The organism is Actinosynnema sp. NPDC004786 (genome assembly GCF_053601135.1).
In genome coordinates, this window is record NZ_JBSGBG010000061.1 from 1 (window position 1) to 18578 (window position 18578).

Annotated in this window: 17 protein-coding genes; 8 read left to right on the top strand and 9 right to left on the bottom strand. The window is 74.7% G+C overall.

The features are described 5' to 3' along the window. Positions 1–405 precede the first annotated feature (405 nt). Positions 406–1218 (top strand): hypothetical protein, encoded by an 813-nt coding sequence (locus tag ACWEFJ_RS35255; RefSeq protein ID WP_449716409.1) that lies wholly within the window; start codon positions 406–408, stop codon positions 1216–1218. Beyond that, positions 1208–2473, top strand: a complete 1266-nt coding sequence (locus tag ACWEFJ_RS35260; RefSeq protein WP_449716410.1) for an MFS transporter — start codon at positions 1208–1210, stop codon at positions 2471–2473. Before ACWEFJ_RS35255 ends, ACWEFJ_RS35260 begins: the two co-directional genes overlap by 11 nt. Before the next feature lie 3 nt (positions 2474–2476). Here the strand turns inward: ACWEFJ_RS35260 and ACWEFJ_RS35265 are convergent, their stop codons facing one another. The 6 genes from ACWEFJ_RS35265 to ACWEFJ_RS35290 are packed head-to-tail and all read right to left on the bottom strand — an operon-like array spanning position 2477 to position 9324. After that, positions 2477–4246, bottom strand: a complete 1770-nt coding sequence (locus tag ACWEFJ_RS35265; protein WP_449716411.1) for a condensation domain-containing protein — start codon at positions 4244–4246, stop codon at positions 2477–2479. A gap of 6 nt (positions 4247–4252) precedes the next feature. Then, positions 4253–5176, bottom strand: a complete 924-nt coding sequence (locus ACWEFJ_RS35270; protein ID WP_378089239.1) for a thioesterase domain-containing protein — start codon at positions 5174–5176, stop codon at positions 4253–4255. Continuing rightward, positions 5173–6633 carry a class I adenylate-forming enzyme family protein gene (locus ACWEFJ_RS35275; protein ID WP_449716412.1) on the bottom strand — a complete coding sequence of 487 codons (1461 nt, stop codon included), beginning with the start codon at positions 6631–6633 and terminating at the stop codon, positions 5173–5175. Before ACWEFJ_RS35275 ends, ACWEFJ_RS35270 begins: the two co-directional genes overlap by 4 nt. Further along, positions 6630–7139, bottom strand: a complete 510-nt coding sequence (locus ACWEFJ_RS35280) for a phosphopantetheine-binding protein (protein WP_378089243.1) — start codon at positions 7137–7139, stop codon at positions 6630–6632. Before ACWEFJ_RS35280 ends, ACWEFJ_RS35275 begins: the two co-directional genes overlap by 4 nt. After that, positions 7133–7909, bottom strand: coding sequence for a hypothetical protein (locus tag ACWEFJ_RS35285; RefSeq protein ID WP_449716413.1), 777 nt, complete (start codon positions 7907–7909; stop codon positions 7133–7135). The genes ACWEFJ_RS35280 and ACWEFJ_RS35285 overlap by 7 nt, the downstream gene beginning before the upstream one ends. Further along, the gene (locus ACWEFJ_RS35290; RefSeq protein WP_449716414.1) at positions 7900–9324 is read right to left on the bottom strand and encodes an AMP-binding protein; all 1425 of its coding nucleotides are present in this window, start codon (positions 9322–9324) and stop codon (positions 7900–7902) included. The genes ACWEFJ_RS35285 and ACWEFJ_RS35290 overlap by 10 nt, the downstream gene beginning before the upstream one ends. A gap of 196 nt (positions 9325–9520) precedes the next feature. Between ACWEFJ_RS35290 and ACWEFJ_RS35295 the strand changes: the two genes are divergently transcribed. Genes ACWEFJ_RS35295 through ACWEFJ_RS35305 form a run of 3 tightly spaced genes read left to right on the top strand, consistent with a single transcriptional unit; the run spans position 9521 to position 12376 of the window. Beyond that, a complete protein-coding gene (locus ACWEFJ_RS35295; RefSeq protein ID WP_449716415.1) occupies positions 9521–9736 on the top strand; it encodes a phosphopantetheine-binding protein in 216 nt (71 codons plus the stop codon). Next, positions 9733–10968: a beta-ketoacyl-[acyl-carrier-protein] synthase family protein gene (locus tag ACWEFJ_RS35300; protein WP_449716416.1), complete on the top strand. Its 1236-nt coding sequence runs from the start codon at positions 9733–9735 to the stop codon at positions 10966–10968. The genes ACWEFJ_RS35295 and ACWEFJ_RS35300 overlap by 4 nt, the downstream gene beginning before the upstream one ends. After that, positions 10961–12376, top strand: a complete 1416-nt coding sequence (locus ACWEFJ_RS35305) for a condensation domain-containing protein (protein ID WP_378089252.1) — start codon at positions 10961–10963, stop codon at positions 12374–12376. The genes ACWEFJ_RS35300 and ACWEFJ_RS35305 overlap by 8 nt, the downstream gene beginning before the upstream one ends. Before the next feature lie 106 nt (positions 12377–12482). Here the strand turns inward: ACWEFJ_RS35305 and ACWEFJ_RS35310 are convergent, their stop codons facing one another. Genes ACWEFJ_RS35310 through ACWEFJ_RS35320 form a run of 3 tightly spaced genes read right to left on the bottom strand, consistent with a single transcriptional unit; the run spans position 12483 to position 14517 of the window. Further along, complete coding sequence (locus tag ACWEFJ_RS35310) at positions 12483–13265, bottom strand: hypothetical protein (protein ID WP_449716417.1); 783 nt, start codon at positions 13263–13265, stop codon at positions 12483–12485. 7 nt (positions 13266–13272) lie between these two features. After that, on the bottom strand, positions 13273–13554 hold the full coding sequence (locus ACWEFJ_RS35315; RefSeq protein WP_378089256.1) for a phosphopantetheine-binding protein: 282 nt from the start codon (positions 13552–13554) through the stop codon (positions 13273–13275). 33 nt (positions 13555–13587) lie between these two features. Then, complete coding sequence (locus ACWEFJ_RS35320; protein ID WP_449716418.1) at positions 13588–14517, bottom strand: 3-oxoacyl-[acyl-carrier-protein] synthase III C-terminal domain-containing protein; 930 nt, start codon at positions 14515–14517, stop codon at positions 13588–13590. Positions 14518–14574: 57 nt separating this feature from the next. Here ACWEFJ_RS35320 and ACWEFJ_RS35325 point away from each other — a divergent pair, with 57 nt between their 5' ends. The 3 genes from ACWEFJ_RS35325 (at position 14575) to ACWEFJ_RS35335 (ending at position 18578) form a co-directional block, all read left to right on the top strand. After that, positions 14575–15720: a glycosyltransferase gene (locus ACWEFJ_RS35325; RefSeq protein ID WP_449716419.1), complete on the top strand. Its 1146-nt coding sequence runs from the start codon at positions 14575–14577 to the stop codon at positions 15718–15720. 67 nt (positions 15721–15787) lie between these two features. Next, positions 15788–16669 (top strand): alpha/beta fold hydrolase, encoded by an 882-nt coding sequence (locus ACWEFJ_RS35330; protein ID WP_378089262.1) that lies wholly within the window; start codon positions 15788–15790, stop codon positions 16667–16669. Between the two features lie 262 nt (positions 16670–16931). Continuing rightward, positions 16932–18578 carry a class I adenylate-forming enzyme family protein gene (locus tag ACWEFJ_RS35335; RefSeq protein WP_378089264.1) on the top strand — a complete coding sequence of 549 codons (1647 nt, stop codon included), beginning with the start codon at positions 16932–16934 and terminating at the stop codon, positions 18576–18578.

The window sequence follows — 18578 nt, forward strand, 5'->3', positions numbered from 1 at the left end:
AACTCGTCGTTGGAGATCGCGGATCTGCAGGAGACGAAGATGCCGGGCGCGTGGGAGTTCATCGAGGCGATGGTCATCGGCCGCGCCGTGCGCCCGACCACCGCCAAGCCGCTGTCCGTGTCGACCGCGTCGACCAACGGCCACACGCACGCCGACGCCGACTGCGACTGCTGAGGCACCCTCACGTCGGCGGGTCGTCCCCTCGGGGCGGCCCGCCGACCGCGTGGGTCCGCCCCCTCGCCCACCGGCCCGTGCCCGCGCCGGTTCACCGTGGCTGCGGTTCGCGTGCGTCGCGGGAGTTCGCCGGACCGACCGCGCGGTGGGCGCACGCCGGAGCGGGCCGACGACGGTGACCGGTTCCGTGATTTCATTCCACCGCCCACCAGACCCCGTCGGAATCGGACCATGACTGTGAACCACCCCGTACCGGACGCGAAAGGCCGGCGGTCGGCGGCGGCCCTGTTCCTCCCCGAGCCCGAGCGGCACGACGGCGAGGTGGCGCGGTGGCACGTCGAGATCGACCTCGACCGCCACGCCGAGGTGCGCGGGCACCTCGTCAACGGGCAGCCGACCGTGCCGACCGCCACCCTGGTGCAGATCGCGGCCGAGGCCGCGGTGTCCTTCGCGCCCGACCTGGCCCCGCTGCGGTACACCGACCTCCGGCTGCCGCGCCTGCTCCGCGCGCCCGCCGGGCGGTGGCCCCGCCGCGTCGAGGTCACCGCCGCCCGGACCGGGGACGAGGTGCGGGTCCGCATCGAGGGCCCCGCCGCCCACGGCGTGCCGGCGGTCGACCACGCGCGGACCACCGTCCACCTCGGCGTGCCCGAGTGGCCCGAGGCCGAGGCGGACCACCCGCCGGTCGACCACCGGTTCACCGGCTACCTCCTGCCCGGCGACGCGCTGGACTCGTTGCTGCGCAAGGCCGCCACGCCCGAATCGCTCGCCGGCGTCGAGGTGATCGACGTGCCGCTGCCGGCCGACGACCGCGAGCTGGCCCGGCTCCTCGGCCCCTACCTGGACCTGCGCCGATACTCCACAGAGGACGGTGAGCGGTACACGGCCACGGCCGCCGACGGCACGGTGGTCGTCCGGCTGCGGGGCGTGCGCACCGCCAGCCCCGACCTGACCACCCTGCGCCGGCACCGCACCGGGGCCAGGACACCGGGCCGCGCGGGTCGGCGGGCGCGGGCGGTGGGACGTGAGCGCGATGGCGGGTGACCCCGTCCCCGGTCCGGCGCCCGGGGTGGACTCGCGCCGGTGGTCGGTGATCGCCGGGTCCACGGCCACGTTCGCGGTCCTGTTCGACGGCACGGCGGCGATGATGGCGTTACCCGGCCTGGGCGCGGAACTCGGCTTCGGGTTCGGGGGTCGGCAGTGGGTCGTCGTCGCCCACGCCTTGGCGGTCGCCGCGGTGGCGGCGGCCGGTGGCGCGGTGGCGGACCGGCTCGGCACCGGACGGGCGTTCCGCCTGGGCGCGGTGTTGTTCGGCGCGGGCGCGGTGGCGTCCGGCGCGGCGGGATCGCTGCTCGCGCTCGTCCTGGCCCGGTGCGTGCAGGGCGTCGGCTCCGGCCTGCTCCTCGCCGCGGCGGCCAGGCTCGTGGGCCGCGGGCCGGGCACGCGCACCACCTCGGCGAAGCCTGTCGATCGGGGCCCGGTGGAGCTTGTCGATCAGGGGTTCCGGGGCTCGGCGGATCCCGCCGATCGGGACTCCGCGAGCGGGGCGGGGCCTGTCGATCGGGAGTCCCGGAGTGCGGCGACGCCCGTCGATCCGGAGTTCCGGAGTGCGGCGACGCCCGTCCGTCGGGAGTGGCGGGGTGTGGTGGGCACGCTCGCCGGAGCGCTCGGGCTCGTGGGCGGCGGTGCCCTGGCCGAGGTCGACTGGCGGCTGGTCTTCCTGGCCGTGCTGCCCGTCGGCGTGCTGCTGCTGGCGATCGGTCACGTGCACCTGCGCGTCGGCGAACCGCGCACCCGGACCACGGCCGACCGGTCGCGGTCCGGCGACCGGGCCTTCCTCGGGACGGCCGCGGTGACGTGCACGTCCGCCGCGCTCGGGCTGGGCACCGTGTTCCTGGAGGCGCTGCGGCTCCAGGACGAACCGGGTCGCTCGCCGCTGGACGCCCTGGCACACCTGTCCCCGCTGGTCGCCGCCATGATCACGGCAGCCGTCCTGGCCCGCCGGCTCGGGCCGGGACCCGCGACCTCGACCCTGCTCGTCACGCTCGGCGCGGCCCTCGTGGCCGGCGCGGGCCCGCTGCTCCCGCTCGGCCTGGTCGCCCTGGGGGCCGGCCTGGGGCCGGCGGCGGCGAGGCACGTCAACCAGACCCACCACCACGTCGGCGTCGCCGTGGGCGTCCTCACCCTCGGCGCGCTCGTCCACCACCGCGCGCTCGTCTGCGCGGTGGTGGGCACGGCCGTGTCGCTCGTCGCGTTCGCGTGGGTCGGGCGCGACCCGGTGACCGCCACCGACGCGTGACGCTCAGGCGTCGGCGGACCGGCCGGCGCCGGCGGCGAGCGGAGCGGGCCAGGCGGCGGGGTCGGCCGGGTCCGCCGGGGCGGTGGCGCAGACGACGTAGTGGCGCGGGGCCAGGGCGTTGAGCCGGTCCGGCAGCGCGGCCATGCACCGGGCGTGGGCCTGTTCGGGTGTCCGCACGGCGTCGGTCGCGGTCAGGTGGGCGACGAGCGCCCGCCCGTCGACGGCGGGGAAGATGCGGGCCACCGAAGGGGCGAGGGCGTCGTCGAGCAGCCGTTGGACCTCGGCCAGGTCCACCCAGCAGCCGTCGACCAGCACCCAGCCGGGCGGGCGTTCGACCGGGTCCAGGGCGATCAGCCCGCGCACCTGCCCGGCGTCGAGGTCGCCGCCGGCCGCGCCCACCAGCACGGCTTCGACGGCCAACAGCACCGACTCCATCTCCGCCCGCGACACCACGCCGATGTCCGCGCTCCACGCGTCGAGCCGCAGCCGCCCGTCGACCTGGTTCAGGCCGAACCGCACCGGCGTGCCGTTGCGGTGCACCGGGCGCCACGTCAGCCCGGTGTGCCGCAGGGCGGCGGCGATCTGCTCGGGCCGGTGCTTCACGCCCGCGTTGATCCCGGACCACGACTCGGGGACGAGGCTGTTGAACAGCGGGTCGTAGAGGAACTTCAGCCCGCGCTCGTGCTCGATCCGCTCGCTCATCGCGCCGCGGTCCGCGCCGTCGTACCCGGCGTGCCTGCTCGCCTCCAGCACCGCGGTCCAGGTGTGCTTGACCAGCGCGTCGAACCCCCGGTCGCCGACCTCGACGGTGACCAGGGTGCCCTGCGCCAGCGAGCCGACGTAGCCCGCGAGCCGGCGGTCGAAGCGGTTGCTCGACAGCAGCGGGAACACCAGCTCCCGGTAGCCGGTGCGCCGGGACAGCACCGCGCAGAGCGCGGCCAGGACGATGGCGGACCGGCTGGCCCGGGTGCGCGCCGCCACCTCCCGCACGGCCATCGCCGCCGCCGCGGACGACAGCTCGACCGCCACCGGCTCGCCCCCGGCCCGCGTCCCGGGCAGGGCGTACAGGTTGTGCGGCACGCGTTCCGACTGGTCCCGCAGGTAGGCGAGCGCCACCTCGGCGCGCCGCCGTTCGGCGGGGGTCGCCTCCAGCTCGGCCTGGTCCAGCGGCTGGTGGCGCGGCGGCCCCACCTCGCGGCGGGCCGGGTCGGCGAGCATCTCGGCGAACTCGCGCTTGACGACCTCGATCGCGCCCAGGTCGACGGCCATGTGCGAGAACGCGGCGGCGCACGCGACCACCGCGCCGTCCGCGCCGGTCGCCACCACGACCCGCGGCAGGTCGGTCACGGTGCCGCGCCGCTCCCGCAGCCAGGCGACGAGCTGACCGGCCACCGCGGGCCGGTCGCGCGGTCCCCACTCGCCCTCGCCGAGCGAGCACACGTCCAGTTCGAGCACGCCGGAGGCCGCGACGACCTGCCGCCGGTGCTCGCCGCGCGCGTAGTGCGTCCGCAGGCTCTCGTGCCTGGCCAACAGCACCGCGATCGTCGCGGCCACGTCGTCGGTGGTCACGCCGTCGGGCACCGGCAGCTCCACGCACAGCACCGCGTAGGCGTGGTCGGGCATGCCCTCCAGCCACTGCGCGGTGTTGAGCTGGCCCAGGGTGAGCGGCCCCTCGCCCGCCCGCGCGCCGCTGAACGGCACGGGGACGGGGTCGACCGGGGTCAGCAGCACGCGGCGGCGGCGTGGCCGCCCGGTGTCCACGGAGGTCGTCATCGCCGGTCAGCCGATCGACTCGCGCAGCGCGTCGACCACGTCGGCGTGCTCGCGGACCTCGCCGGCCGGCCAGGCCGCGTACGGCGAGGGATCGCCGAAGACGTCGAGCCGACCGCCGTACGGCCGGGGCCGCCAGGCGCGGACGGCGTCCCGGTTCGCCTGCCACACGCGCCGCGCGCGGACGACGAACTCCTCGGTCTCGTCCGGCGGCACCAGGCCGCGCGCCTTCCAGCGGTCCAGCGTCCCCGCCGGGTCCGGCCCGGTGTCGGGTTCGGCGAAGCCCGGCTCGTCCACCCCGGCCGGCAGGGCGGCGTCGAGCAGCGCCACGAGCCGCACCTCGGCCCCGGCCTCGGCCAGCAGGGCGGCCAGCTCGTGGGCGACCGCCGCGCCGGTCGAAGCTCCGCCGAGGAGGTACGGCCCCTCCGGCCACGCCGACCGGATGGCCGCGAGGTAGGCGCGGGCCAGGTCGGGCACCGTGCGGACGGGCTCCTGGTCGGCGTGCAGCCCGGCGGCCTGGAGGCCGAACACGGTGAACTCCTCGCCCAGGTCCTGCGCCAGGAGCGCGTACGGGCCGACCTGCCCGTTCGTCGGGTGGACCAGGAACAGCGGCGGTCGCGTGCCGTCGCCCTGCTGGACCGGGACCAGCGGGTCGAGCAGCCGCGCGGTGAGGTCGCGCAGCCGGGTGGCCAGGCGTTCCACCGTCGGGTGCTCGGTGAGCACGTTCAGCGGGAGCTGGACGCCGAACTCCTCGTGCACGGCGTTGATGACGCGGGCCGCGTCGAGCGAGTTGCCGCCCACCTCGAAGAAGTTCTCCCGGATGCCGACGGCGAAGCCGATGACCTCCTGCCAGCGCCGGGCCAGCCACAGCTCCACCGGCGTGCGCGGGTGCTGGTGTCCGGTGTCGAGCACGTCGTCCACGGTCGGGTTCATCGTGTGGGTGCACCGCCCTCGTGACCGGCGGCGAGCCGCCAGCGCTGGATCTTCCCGGCCGCGGACCGGGGGAGCCGGTCGACGAACGTGAAGTGCTTCGGGATCTTGTAACCGGCCAGCCGCCGGCCGCAGTGCGCGGCGAGGTCGGCCTTGCGGACCTTCGTCTCGGGTCGCAGCACCACGTGCACGCCGACCACCGACCCGAGCGTCTCGTGCGGCACGGCGAGCGCGACGGCGTCGACCACCGCGGGGTGGGCCAGGAGCGCGGCCTCGACCTCGTCGGGGTCCACCTTCTCCCCGCCGACGTTGATCGTGCCGTGGTCGCGGGGCTCCAGGTACAGGTAGCCGTCGCGGTCGACCCGGCCGCGGTCGCCCACGGTGGCGAACCCGTCCGGGGTCGTGCGGACCACCCGGTCGTCGAGGTAGTCCGAGCGGCCGACGCGCTGCGGCGTGCGCATGAACACGGTGCCGACCTCGCCCGGCGCGACCGGCCGGCCGTCGTCGTCCAGCACGCGGAGCTGGGTGAAGAAGCCGCGCCCGACCGTGCCCGGCCGGGCCAGCCACTCGTCGCCGCGCGCCAGCGTCACGCCGATGCCCTCGGTCGCGCCGTACAGCTCGAAGACCCGCTCCGGGCCGAGCAGGTCGATCCAGCCGCGCTTGGTGTCCGGATCGCACCGCGCGGCCGTGTGCAGCACGCCGCGCAGGTGGGCGAAGCCCTCCGGGTCGGGCTTGGCGAGCAGCAGGATCTCGCGCATGTGCGTCGGGGTGAGTTGCAGCCACTCGACGCGGTGCTCCCGCACCAGGTCCACCGTCCACTGCGGCGAGAAGAACGGTTGCAGCACGACGGTGTTCGCGTCGAGCAGCGCGTCCACCAGCACGGTGAACGGCGCGGCGTGGTGCAGCGGCCCGACGATGAGCTGGCGCTGTCCGGTCCGCCAGCCCGTCTGCCGGATCACCAGGGACGGCGTCCGGCCCGGGTCGTGGCGCAGCGGCCCGGGTTTCGCGGAGATCTTCGGGATGCCGGTGCTCGCGCCGGTGGCCAGCAGGTAGGCGACCGGGCGGGCGGGCGCGCCGGCGGACGCCGGGCGGTCCCGGTGGTCGCCGCCGGGCACGTGGACGTGGTCGAACCGGCGGCCGAGCAGGTCGAGCAGCAGGCCGCGCTCGGCCGCCGGGGTGGCCGGGTTGACCGGGAACACGGGCACCTCGGCCGCGAGCGCCGACGCGATGCCGATCACCGCGGCGACCGTGTTGGCGGCCTCCACGACGACGCACGACCGCACGTCCGGGTCGAGCGCCGACCGCAGCGCGGCCACCCCGCCCTCGACCGCGTCGCCCAGCTCGCGCCACGACACGGTGTGCTCGGCCAGGTCCGCGTCGAACCCGACGAGCGCCGCCCGGTCGGGCGCCGTGCGGGCGAGGTCGGCGATCCGCTCGCGCACCGGGAGGGTGGCGGTCACCGCAGGATCTCGGCCAACCGCCGGACGCTGGACGCGCTCATGAACTCGTACACGTCCAACGGCCGGTCGAACTCCGCCTCGATGGCGGCGATGATGCCCAGCGCGGACAGCGAGTCGCCGCCCAGCTCCAGGAAGTCGTCGGTCGCGCCGACCGGCCGGACGTCCATCTGCGCCGACCAGATCTCCGCCACCCGGCGCTCCACGTCGTCGCGCGGGTCCTCGAAGAGGGCGCACCGCCCGTCGGCGACGGCCCGCGCCACCTCGTCGGCGTCCACTTCGCCGTCCGCGAGCGGGATCCGGTCCACCACCAGCACGCCGTGCAGCCCGCAGTCGTCGCCGAGCCGCTGCCGCACGTGGTTGCGCAGGACCGGCCCGCTCAGGTACTCGTCCAGCTCCACGGCCGCGACGGCGACCTCGCGCCCGTCGTGGCGCACGACCGCGACCGCGGCCCTGCCGACACCGGGATGTGCCGACAGCACGTCGGCGATCTCGGCCACGCTCACCATGTGCGCTCTCCCATCAACAGTCCGGCGACGAGGTCGTGCACCTCGGCCGCGCGCAGCAGGTCGGAGTGCTCGACGTCCACGTCCCGGCGCTCGACGCCGTCCACCGGCGGTTCGTGCTCCCTGGACGACACGAACACCGGCTCGCCGAACCGCGTGTGGAACCTGCCCTGCGCGGCCAGCAGCAGGTAGTCCAGGTACGCGGTGAACCCGCCGGTGAGCTGCTGGCGGAAGAAGTCGTTGAGCGACAGCCGGGCCGCGACCTCGCCCATCAACGCGTCGTACCGCTCCACCAGGGCGGCCGCGATGCGGGGCGGGTCGTCCGGGTGCGCCTCGACCAGGCCGTCGGCCAGCGCCCGCGCGTCGTCCAGCTCGGCCTCGGTCAGGTGGTCCGCCGACGTCTCGAGCGTCGAGGTGAACTGGTGCGACAGCGAGCCGGCGGTCGTCGCCACGGCGTCGAAGAGCAGGACCGGGGGCGGTGGTCCGGACTCGGCGACCGCGTCCGCGACGCAGGTCGCCAGCGCGGCGCCGGCGCAGAATCCCAGGACCGCGCGGACCGGCCTGCCGGTCGCCGACACCTCCGCGACCCAGCGTTCGGCGCGCTCGTCCACCGCGCCCGTGCCGGGGTCGGCGAGGTGCAGGAAGGAGGCGTCCGCCGTCACCCCGGCCGCCAGGTCGGGGAACCCCGCGACGGCCCGCCCGCCCGGGAAGTCCAGGCACAGCACCAGGTCCGGGCCCCGGTCCGACAACTCGCGCCAGTGCGTCAGCCCCACCGTCCGACCTCCTGCCCGTCCACGGCCGCCGCCAGCGCCCGGTAGTCGACCTTGCCGCCGGCGGTGCGGGGCAGGTGGTCGACGGGCCGCAGCACGACGTGCCGGCTCGGCACCCCCAGCGCCTCGGCCACCTGCCGCCGCTGAGCCTCGTGCACGGTCTCGTCGCCCGCGCCGAACAGGTACACCACGTCGTCCTCGCCGGACACCACGGCGGTGGGATGACCCGATCGCTCGACCAGTCGCTCCAGGTCGTCCAGGCTCGTGCGGACGCCGAGCACCTTGACGATGCGCTTGGTGCGGCCGGTCAGGTACAGGTAGCCGTCGCGCAGGTAACCCAGGTCGCCGGTGTCCAAGAGGTCCACCTCCGCGCCGCGGCGCAGGTCGTCGCGGCCGGTCGCGTACCCCAGCATGACGCCGGGGCCGCGGTAGCGGACCACGCCCTCGCCGGGCACGGCCCGGTCGTGCGTCTCGGTCTCCTCGACGGTGATCGTGCCGCCGGGCACCGCGACCCCCACCGACCCGAGGCGGTCGGGCAGGTCGGCCGGGTCCAGGCAGGCGATGCGCGAGGTGGCCTCGGTCTGGCCGTACATCGGGAAGAACCGGCCGCCGCGCCGCCGCATCACCTCGGCCATGCGCAGCGTCAGCTCGTCGCCGAGACGCGCGCCGGACTGCGTCATGGTGCGGATCTCCGTGCGCTCCAACAGCTTCAGGTGCGAAGGGCCGAACGCGGCATAGGTCGTCGGCACGGCGGCGAACGACGTCGCGCCCGCCCGGGTCAGGTGGTCCCACGTCGCGAGCGACAGCGGCGACCGGTCGTTGAGCACGACGCTCGCCCCGGCCCACAGGTGGCTGTTCAGGACGGACAGCCCGTAGGCGTGCGTGATCGGCAACGTGGTCGGCGCGCGCTCCGCGGCCGTGATGCCCAGCGCGCGCACGATGGCGTCGGCGTTGCCGGCCAAGCCCTCGTAGGACAGTCGCACCGCCTTCGGGCTCCCCGTCGTGCCCGAAGTGGTCAGCAGCAGGGCCGTGCCCGCGAAGATGTCGCCGGCCGGACCGCCCGCCCGGCGGCGGAACAGCGTCGCCCCGCCGGGCAACGGCTCGTCCGGCCCGTAACCGGTCCCCTTCGGAATTCCGCCGTCGCCCGGCGCGGGCACGACGAACTCCGGTCGGTACGCGGCCAGGATTTCCTCCGACGCGGGCAGGAAGGCGACCGTGTGGCCCAGTCGCAGTGCGGCCAGGTAGGCCACCAGCGTGGGCAGGTCGCGGTCGCCCGCGCACAGCACCAACGCCTTGCCGTCGTGGCGCAGCGCGCGTTCGGCCCCCGCGACGAGGTCGGCCAAGTCGCCGTAGGACAGCGTCCGACCGCCGACGAGGTGCACGGCCGGCGAACCCGGCGGCACCCCTTCGCGCGTCACGAGATCGAGCATCGCCGGCGGCATGGGGCACATTCTGCGGTCTCATCCGAACGCGGTCCATAGCCCGTATGCGGTGCCGCCGTTGCGCTTGACGGGCTCCACCCCGGTGGTGCAGATTTCCGTTGACCTCCCGGGGAAGGGAAGCGCCGCGATGAATTCTGAGATCCGCCAGTTCCTTTTCGAATCGCTGACGGTCATGAAGTACAGCACCGCCGACATGGACGACGACACGGTGCTGGGCCCGGCCGGCGCCGACCTGGAGTCGCTCGCGCTGGCCGAGCTGTCCCTGAGGGTCGAGGACCACTTCGGCGTCCGGTTCAACGAGGACGAGGCGGAGATGTTCGCGGCCATGACGGTCGGCGAGTTCTGCGCCGAGGTCGCGCGTCGCGTGCAGACCGCCTCGGCGACATGAGCCCGGACGTCGCCGTGACGGGGATCGGGCTGGTCAGTCCGGTCGGCACGGTGGTGGACGAGGTGTTCGAGGCGGTCTGCTCCGGCAGGTCCGCCGTCGTGCGACCCCCGGAGGGGCACGCGCTGCACGGCGTCGTGGACGCGGCCGCCATCGGCCCGGACATCGACCCGGAGAGCGTCATCCCCCCGAAGGAGGCGCGCGTGGTCGACCGGTCGATCGTGATGGCCGTGCGGGCCGCCGAGGACGCGCTGGCCGACGCCGGGATCGAGGTCGGGCGGGACGTCGACCCGTACCGGGTCGCGGTCGTGCTGTCCGGCGTCGGCGGCCTGGGAACCCTTGCCGCGCAAGCGGTCGAGCGGTCGCACCGGGGCCGGTTGGGCGTCAGCCCGTTCCTGCTGCCCGGCGTACTGCCGAACATGGCGGCGGCCCGGGTCGCCATCAAGTTCGGCGTGCGCGGCTACACCTCCTCCTCCGGCACGGCGTGCGCGGCCGGCGGGCAGTCCATCGGGGAGGCCGTGCGCATCCTCCGGTCCGGCGAGGCCGACGTGGTGGTGTGCGGGTGCACCGAGGCTCCCCTCTTCCCGACCTTCGCCGACGCCTTCGGCAACGCGCTCGCCCTGGCCCGCGGCTGGCCCGACCCGACCGCCGCGAGCCGGCCGTTCGACCGCCGCCGCAACGGTTTCGTGCTCGGCGAGGGCGCGGGCGTGCTCGTCCTCGAACGGGCCGACTTCGCCCGCGCGCGGGGCGCCGCCGCCCACGCCCGGGTGCTCGGCTGGGGCGCGACCAGCGACGCCCACCACCCGACCACGCCCCGGCCGGACGGCTCCAGCGCGGCCGAGAGCATGCGGATCGCACTTCGGGATGCCGGACTGTCCACAGGCGACATCGACTACCTCAACGCGCACGGCACCGGCACCAAGGCGGGCGACGCGGCCGAGACGGCGGCGATCCGGGCGGTGTACGGCGACGCCATGCCGCCGGTCAGCTCGACCAAGGGCGTCACCGGGCACATGCTCGGCGCCTCGGGCGTGGTCGAGGCCGCGATCGGCATCACCGCCCTGCGCAAGGGACTCCTCCCGCCGACCCACAACCTGGACGACCCGGACCCCGCCTGCGACCTCAACCACGTCCGCGGCGAGCCGTCGCCGGCCGAGGTGCGCGCGGTGATGTCCAACTCCTTCGGGTTCGGCGGCCACAACGTGAGCGTGATCTTCGGGAGCGCCGATGGCTGACGGTTTCGTCCTCGACCGGATCACCGTGCCGTTCGCCGGACCCGGCGCGGGCACCGCGCCGCTGACGTGGGGGCAGAAGGCGCTCCTGCGGGACATGCGGACCAGCGACTGGACCTACAACATCAGCGGGGCGCACCACCTCCCCGAAGGTCTCACCGTCGCCGACGTCGCCGACCTGCTCGCCGCGCTCATGGGCAAGCACCCCGCGCTGCGCACCCGGATCGGCGTCGACGACGACGGCAACCCGTGCCAGGTGGTGTCCGGGTCGGGCGAGATCGACCTGGAGGTGGTGACGTTCGCCGACGAGGCGGACCGCGAGGCCGCCTACCGGTACGGCAACAAGCGGTGGCTCGACTGGATGGCCACCCCGCTGGACCGGCACACGCCGTGGCCCATCCGGATGGGCGTGATGCAGCACCGGGGCGCGGCGGTGTACCTGGTGCTCACCATCGGGCACATGGTCGCCGACGGCGTGGGCGCGCTGCTGCTCATGACCGACCTCGGGCTGGGCGAGCTGGCCGGCACCCCGGTCGACCCGGACGCGGTGAAGCTCGCCGACCTGGCCCGCCGCGAGCAGACGCCGCAGGTGCGGCGGATCAGCGACCGCGCCATGCGGTACTGGGAGGGGCAGCTGCGGCCCCTCGCGCCGATGACCTTCGACGTGCCCGACACCCCGGACTACGAACCCGGCGGCCGGTGCCGCAACGTGCGGTTCCACTCGCCCGCCGCCTACCTGGCCGTGCTCGCCATCGCCCAGCGCACCCGCACGGACACCTCGCGCGTGCTGCTCGTGCTGATCGCGATCGCGCTCGGCCGCACCACCGGCGTCAACCCCCTCACCACGCACCTCGTCGCGAGCAACCGCTACCGGCCGGGCCTGTCCGACGTGATCGGCTCGGTGGTCCAGAACGCCGTGCTCACCCTCGACCTCGACGGGACCGTGGACGACGTGGTGGCCCGTGCCCGCCAGACGACGACGCTCGCGTGGATGCACGCCTACTACGACCCCGACCAGCTGGACGAGCTGGCCGCGCGGCTGGACGCCGAACGCGGCCACCCGGCCCGCATCACGTGCCGCATCAGCGACCGGCGGTTCAGCACCAAGACCGACGCCGAGGAGATGGTGCGCACCGCGACCGTGACGCCCGAGGCGATCCGGGAGAAGCTGCCGGAGACGTTCCTCAGGTGGCACAAGTTCGTGTACCGGTGGACCGACCAGGTGTTCATCAACGTGGAGGACCGGCCGGACACCGTCTACCTCCAGATGGTGTTCGACATCGACGCCTTCCCCAAGGAGCAGGTGGAGGCGCTGCTGCGGGCGGTGGAGGAGGTCGCCGTCGAGGCCGCCTTCGACCCGGCCGCGCCGACCCGCGTCGCCTCGGCCCGTGCGGTGCCGGTCGAGTCCTGACCGCCCTGTCACGCCGTTCCCGCCCGGCGATGGGAATCGTCGCCGGGACAGGGCCTTCGCACCGGTGTCGTGCCGTCCTGTTCGGACAGTCCTGGTGGGACTGTCGTCACCGGGAGACCGCGGCGAGGCAGAGGTAGCGCAGAGCGGGGTCGTAGTCCGCGATCACGACCGGGTCCGCCGAGTCGGCGAACGCGCCGGCCAGGTGCCACCACACGCCCGTGGTCGGCTGCCCGGCCGGCACCCGCTCGTGCCCCGGGTCGTGCCCCGGCCACGCGTCGGCGAGCGCGTCGCCCAGCACGACCCGCGCGCCGTGCCCGGCCGACAGCTCGGCCACCCCGCGCGACGCCAGCTCCGGCACGGCCGCCGGGTCGACGTCGGGGTACTGCCGCACGTCGGTCACCCGCGCGCCCGCGTCGTCGCCGTACAGCAGGGCGACGGCGCGGTGCTCCGCCGGCGGCGTCACCGCCGAGCGGTAGGGGAGTGACGCCTGCTCCGCCACGATCAGCAGCGCGCGCCGCGCACCGTGGTCGCGGATGATCCGCAGCGCGGTGAACGGGGCCGCGCTGCCCTGGTCGCACACGGCGAACGAGCGCGGCGTGCCGGGGCAGAGGTGGCTGAGGTAGGTCGCGGTGGCCCGACCCGGCCACATGTCGTGGATGGCGTACGCCAGCACGAGCAGGTCCACCGGCTCCCCGTCGGGCACCACGTCCGGCAGCAACGCCCCGGCCATCTCGCCGTAGGAGTGGCCGGCGAGGTCGGGCTCCGACCCGTCCCCGAGGGGACGGGCCAGGTCCGTGAAGTAGGTGGTCACGACCTCGCGGTGACCGTCGTCGGCGAGGAACGCGGCGGCGCCGGCGAAGCTCCTGCGCTCGGCCCGGATCAGGCGCATCCGGCTCTCACCAGGGCCGGCTGTGGCCGACGATGAAGGTCGCCAGCTCGCCGACGGTCAGCAGCTCGTCCGGCCGCATCTTCTCGACGTCGATCTGGATGCCGACCTGCTCCTCCACCTCCAGCAGCAGTTCCAGGCCGAGCGAGGAGCTGACGCCCAGCTCGTCGGCCAGGTGCATGTCCTCGGTGATCGGCCCCTCGTGCTCCACCAGCCGCCGGAGCACGGTCGTCATGGCCTCGACCACGCGGTGCCGTAATTCGACGTCGAGCTGTGCGTCGGGTGCGGTCATGTCGGCCTCCCAGCCGTGCCAAAGGGGATCGGGTCAGTGCCGGAACACCATCGCGGAGAACGTGGCGCCGGCGCCGGCGCCCACGGTCGCGACGAGGTAGTGGTCGCCCTCGCGCAGCAGTTCGCGCTCCCGGGCCGTCCGGTAGTTCGCGAACGCGTCGGAGCAGAACAGGTGCCCGTGTTCGGGCACGTTGGACAGCAGCACCCGGTCGACCGGGAAGTCGATCAGGTGGCACAGGCGTTGCCAGGTCACCACGTTCACGTTGTGCGGCAGCACCAGGCGGATGTCGTCCAGCGCCAGCCCGGCGTCGGCCACCGCCCGGCGCATCACGTCCGCCAGCGACGCGCGGTACTCGCGCTGGAACCGCTCCGCCAGGTCGCCGAACTCGCCGTCGAACTCCCCGCGCTGCGCGGACGCGTAGGCGAGCAGCCGGTCCCGGTCGCCGTTCGCGCTCACCAGGCACGCGGACGCGCCCTCGCCGAAGATCGACGTGCCCGGCAGCAGCCGCGCGTCCCGGGTGAACGCCTTCTCCCCGGTCAGCACGAGCGCCAACGCGTCACCGGCCGGGTCGCCCGCGAGCAGCCGGCCGGCCAGCTCGACCGCCAGCAGCCCGCTCGCGCAGCTCTGGTGCGTGACGGTGAAGGTCAGGGCGTGCGCCAGGCCCAGCTCGCGGCACAGGTCGTGCAGGGGGTTGTCCGGGTACGGCACGACGACCGGCATCGCCCGGCCGTGAATCACGTACCGGACCCGGTGTTCGTTGCCCCGCAACGCGGTCAGCCCGTCGACCGCGGCGCGCAGCAGCCCGCCCAGCGACCGGTCCGGGTCGAACCGGATCCGGTCGAGCCCGTGGAACCGCCGGAAGAGCCGGACCTGGATGTCGGTCAGGCCGAGCGGCTCGGCCAGGTCTTCGAGGGGAACGCGGAACGCCGGTGTGTGCACCGACACCGCGTCGAGAGCGGTCACACTTCGGGATCCCACCACGTCGTTCCGGTGAACGTCAATGTGTGCCACCATGTTGCGGTGTCGCGGTTCCTGCTCGTAGTGCTGCCGCTGCAAGGCCACCTCTACCCCATGCTCGCGATCGGGCAGCAGCTCGCCCGCGCGGGTCACGAAGTCGTCTGGTGCGGACCGGAGAACGTGCTGCGCCCGATGGTCGGTCCCGATGCGACGGTGCACCCCACGGGGGCGCGCGCCTACCGCCGCTACGACGAGACCGGCATGGCCGGGGTGCGGGCGATGTGGGACGGGTACCTGATCCCGTTCACGCGCTTCACCCTCGGCCCGGTCGACGAGGCGGTGGCCACCCACCGGCCCGACGTCGTGGTCACCGAGCAGTACGCGCTGGCCGGCGGCCTGGTGGCGCACCGCCGCGGCCTGCCGTGGGCGACGCTGGCGACCGGGACGCTGGAGCTGACGCCGCCCGACGAGCTGGTGGGCTTCGACGCGTACCTGGCCGAGAAGATGGCGCAGGCCGTGGCGATGGCCGGGCTCCCGGAGGACGCGCCGATCGACCCCAGGTTCTCGCCGCACCTCGTGATCGCGCTCATGACCCGGGGCCTGGTGGGCGACGCCGCGCTGCCGGACCGGTGCGTGCTGACCGGCGCGGCGCTCGGACCGCGGCCGAACGCCCCCGACTTCCCCTGGCGCCGCTGGGATCCCGACCGGCGGCACGTGCTGGTCACGGTCGGGACGCTGGTCGGGCACATGATCGGCGACTTCTACGAGCGCGCCGCCAAGGTCCTCGCGCCGATGGCGGACGAGGTGCAGGCCGTGTTCGTCACCTCCGGCGTGGCCGCGGACTCGTTCCCCGGCAACGCGATCGCCGCCGAGCTGGTGCCCATGCTGGACCTGATGCCGAAGCTCGACGCGGTGGTGTGCCACGCCGGCGGCGCGGTCAACGAAGCACTCACCTTCGGGGTGCCGATGGTGGTCGCGCCCGTCCGGGCCGAGCAGGTCGCGCTGGCGCGGCAGGTCGCCCGGTCCGGCGCGGGCATCGAGGTGCCCATCCTGGACGTCACCGTGTCCGAGCTGGACACCGCGCTGCGGGCGGTCCTGGACGAACCGGCCTACCGGGACAACGCGAGGCGGATCGGCGCGGAGTTCGCCGCCGCCGGGGGAGCGGCCGCGGCCGCCGCCCACTTGGTGGAACTGGCGGCCGGCTCGTGACCGGCGGGCGGAGGGGGATCGCGGTGTGGACGAAGCTCCCGATGTGGACGGAACCGGCGGTGGGCGCATGACCGGGAACGCGCTGCGGGCGCTGCCCACGGCCGCGGAGTTCGCCTGGGCCCGGCAGCGGCGCGCCGACATCCGCGCCGCGGGCGGTGTGCTGGACCTCGTGCTGCCGCTGCGCGCGGGCGGCGACCTGCCCGCCCTGTTCTGCACGCCGCCGCTGGTCGGCGCGAGCTGGTGCTACCTGGCGCTGCTGCCGCACCTCCCCGCCGGCCACCCCGTGTACGGCCTCCAGTCGCGGGGACTGCGCAGACCCGAACCGCTGCCGGTCGACATGGCCGAGTTGGCGCGGGACTTCGCCGACCAGATCCGGCTCACCCAGCCGCACGGCCCGTACCACCTGTTCGGGTGGTCCCTCGGCGGGAACACGGCGCACGCCGTCGCCGAGGAGCTGGAGCGGCGCGGGCACGAGGTCGGGTTGCTGGTGATCGGCGACGCGATGCCGGACCTGGCGCACGGCGTCAGCGTGGCCGACGACAACCTCTGGCTGCTGTGCGACTTCGTCCTGCGCGAGTTCGGCTACCAGCCGGTGGTCGAACCGGACGACCCGGACCCCGTGACGCGGATGGTCGAGGTGGTCCGGGGCCGACCCGGCCTGGGGCTGCACGAGTGGCCCGACCGTCAGCTCCGCGCCCTGCCGAGGGTGATCCGGAACAACATCGCGATCGCGCAGCGGCACGAGCCGGGCCGGGTGCGCGGGCCGGTGCTGTTCCTCGCCGCCACCGACAGCGAGCGGACCACCGAAGCCAAGCTGGCGTCCTGGGAGGACCACGTGACCGGACCGGTGGACGTCGTCACGGTGGACTGCCTGCACGAGCACATGCTGCTCCCGGAGCCGGTCGCCCGGATCGGCGCGGGCGTCGCCGCCCGCCTCGCGCCGCGCTGACCCCTCCGGCGACTTCGGACACCGCCGAAGGCGTTATTGCCACAGGGGAATCGCGAACCTACGCTCGGGCCACGAGTCCGCCACCGCCGCCCCCGGTCCACCAGACCGGCGGTCGGCGACAGCCGTCGGGGTGCGCGCACCACCGTCCACCGCGCCGCTGCCGGTGCGGACCCGGCCCGGTCGCACCTCGAACTCCGCCGCACCGACGACCTCCGCGCGACGCCGCCGGCGGTCCGTCCACTTCTTCCCACCTGGAGGACCCATGAGCCGGGCGAACCTGCGCACCGCGTTGGCGCGGGACATGCGGGTCGGCGCGGGCAACGTGCTGCCCATGATGCTGGAGCACGGCGCGGACCTGGACGCGCCCCGGATCACCTTCGACGTCGACGTGGACGGCATCCCCGCGTGGACCCCGCTGTCCCTGCGCGACCTGACCGAACGGGTGGCGGCCCGCGCGGACTGGTTCGCCCGCAAGGGGATCGGCCGCCGCGACCCGGTCGCGGTGTTCGTCACCTCGGCCGCCGACGTCTTCCTCAACTTCTTCGCGCTCAACCACCTCGGCGCGATCCCGGCGCTGATGAACGGCAGCATGCCGATCGAGATCGCCGCGGAGTTCGTCCGCCGGCTGCGCGGCGTCGGCGTGGTGCTGGACGCCGACCACGCGGCGCTGCGGGACCACGAACTCGGCGTGCCGGTGCTCGGCGACGCGACGGAGACCGGCACGGGCGACCCGGCCCAGGCTCCGCCGGCCTACCGCCACCACGCCGACGACCCGGTGGCGATCACGCACTCGTCGGGCACCACGCGGATGCCCACGCCGGTCGTCCACTCGCACCACAGCCTGTTCGCCGCCGTCCGCGCGGTGCGGCTCACCGAAGCCCGGCCGTACGGGCAGGTGCGCGAGATGTCGGTGCTGCCCGCCGCGCACGCCGCCGGGATCATCGTGGTCAACCAGGCTCTGTGCAACGGCTACGAGCTGCTGTGCCTGTCCGCCCAGGGCGGTCCCTTCGAGCGCAGCGGCGAGGTCGTGCTGAACGCCATCGAGCGGTGGCGGCCGACCGGGGTTTTCGGCTTCGCGGTCACCTGGGCCGAGCTGGCGCGGTACGACCTGACGCGGCGGGACCTGTCCTCGGTGCGCAACTGGTCCAGCACCGGCGACTGCGCGCACGAGGCGCACATCCGCAAGCTCGTCGCCGTCGGCACCCACCCGGTGTGGACACCGGACGGCGTGGTCGACGTGCCCGGCTCGAAGTTCATCGACACGCTCGGGTCCACCGAGATGGGGCACAGCGCGTTCGCCATCAGCCACCGGCTCGGCAGCGACCGCTACGACCGCTGCGTCGGCAAGCCGTACCCGTTCGCCGAGGTGGCGCTGTTGGACGTGGAGACCGGCGAGGAGGTGCCGGTGGGCCAGGTCGGGCAGTGCGGGCTGAAGTCGCCGACGCTCGCCCCCGGCTACTGGAACGACTCGACCGCGACCTACCGCAACCGCCTCAACGGCTACTACCTGACCGGCGACCTCATGTACCGGGACGAGGAGGGGTACTACTACCACCTCGACCGGGCCAACGACGCGGTCGACCTCGGCGACGGGAACTGGCTCTACACCGCGTTGTCCGAGGAGCGCATCCTGGCCCGGTGCCCCGACGTGCGCGACTGCACGGTCCTCGCGACCCGGAACGCGGACGGCCCGCCGGTGACCGACGTGCTGCTGGTGCTGCACGACGGCGCGGACCCCGCGATCGACCGGGGCGACGCCGTCCGGGCCGCGCTCGGCGAGGCGGTCGCGCGCACCGTGCGGCGGGTCGAGGTGGTGCCCGACGGGCAGCTCACCGTCGGCCCGACCGGGAAGGTGCGGAAGTTCCTGATGCGCCAACGGGTCCTGGCGGACGCGCCCACCGGGAGGTAG

What these genes read in the sequence shown, in the direction of transcription:
- ACWEFJ_RS35255 (WP_449716409.1), top strand. Translation starts at nt 406, where the DNA reads ATGACTGTGAACCACCCCGTACCGGACGCGAAAGGCCGGCGGTCGGCG.
- ACWEFJ_RS35260 (WP_449716410.1), top strand. Translation starts at nt 1,208, where the DNA reads ATGGCGGGTGACCCCGTCCCCGGTCCGGCGCCCGGGGTGGACTCGCGC.
- ACWEFJ_RS35265 (WP_449716411.1), bottom strand. Translation starts at nt 4,246, where the DNA reads ATGACGACCTCCGTGGACACCGGGCGGCCACGCCGCCGCCGCGTGCTG.
- ACWEFJ_RS35270 (WP_378089239.1), bottom strand. Translation starts at nt 5,176, where the DNA reads ATGAACCCGACCGTGGACGACGTGCTCGACACCGGACACCAGCACCCG.
- ACWEFJ_RS35280 (WP_378089243.1), bottom strand. Translation starts at nt 7,139, where the DNA reads ATGGTGAGCGTGGCCGAGATCGCCGACGTGCTGTCGGCACATCCCGGT.
- ACWEFJ_RS35295 (WP_449716415.1), top strand. Translation starts at nt 9,521, where the DNA reads ATGAAGTACAGCACCGCCGACATGGACGACGACACGGTGCTGGGCCCG.
- ACWEFJ_RS35300 (WP_449716416.1), top strand. Translation starts at nt 9,733, where the DNA reads ATGAGCCCGGACGTCGCCGTGACGGGGATCGGGCTGGTCAGTCCGGTC.
- ACWEFJ_RS35305 (WP_378089252.1), top strand. Translation starts at nt 10,961, where the DNA reads ATGGCTGACGGTTTCGTCCTCGACCGGATCACCGTGCCGTTCGCCGGA.
- ACWEFJ_RS35310 (WP_449716417.1), bottom strand. Translation starts at nt 13,265, where the DNA reads ATGCGCCTGATCCGGGCCGAGCGCAGGAGCTTCGCCGGCGCCGCCGCG.
- ACWEFJ_RS35315 (WP_378089256.1), bottom strand. Translation starts at nt 13,554, where the DNA reads ATGACCGCACCCGACGCACAGCTCGACGTCGAATTACGGCACCGCGTG.
- ACWEFJ_RS35330 (WP_378089262.1), top strand. Translation starts at nt 15,788, where the DNA reads ATGACCGGGAACGCGCTGCGGGCGCTGCCCACGGCCGCGGAGTTCGCC.
- ACWEFJ_RS35335 (WP_378089264.1), top strand. Translation starts at nt 16,932, where the DNA reads ATGAGCCGGGCGAACCTGCGCACCGCGTTGGCGCGGGACATGCGGGTC.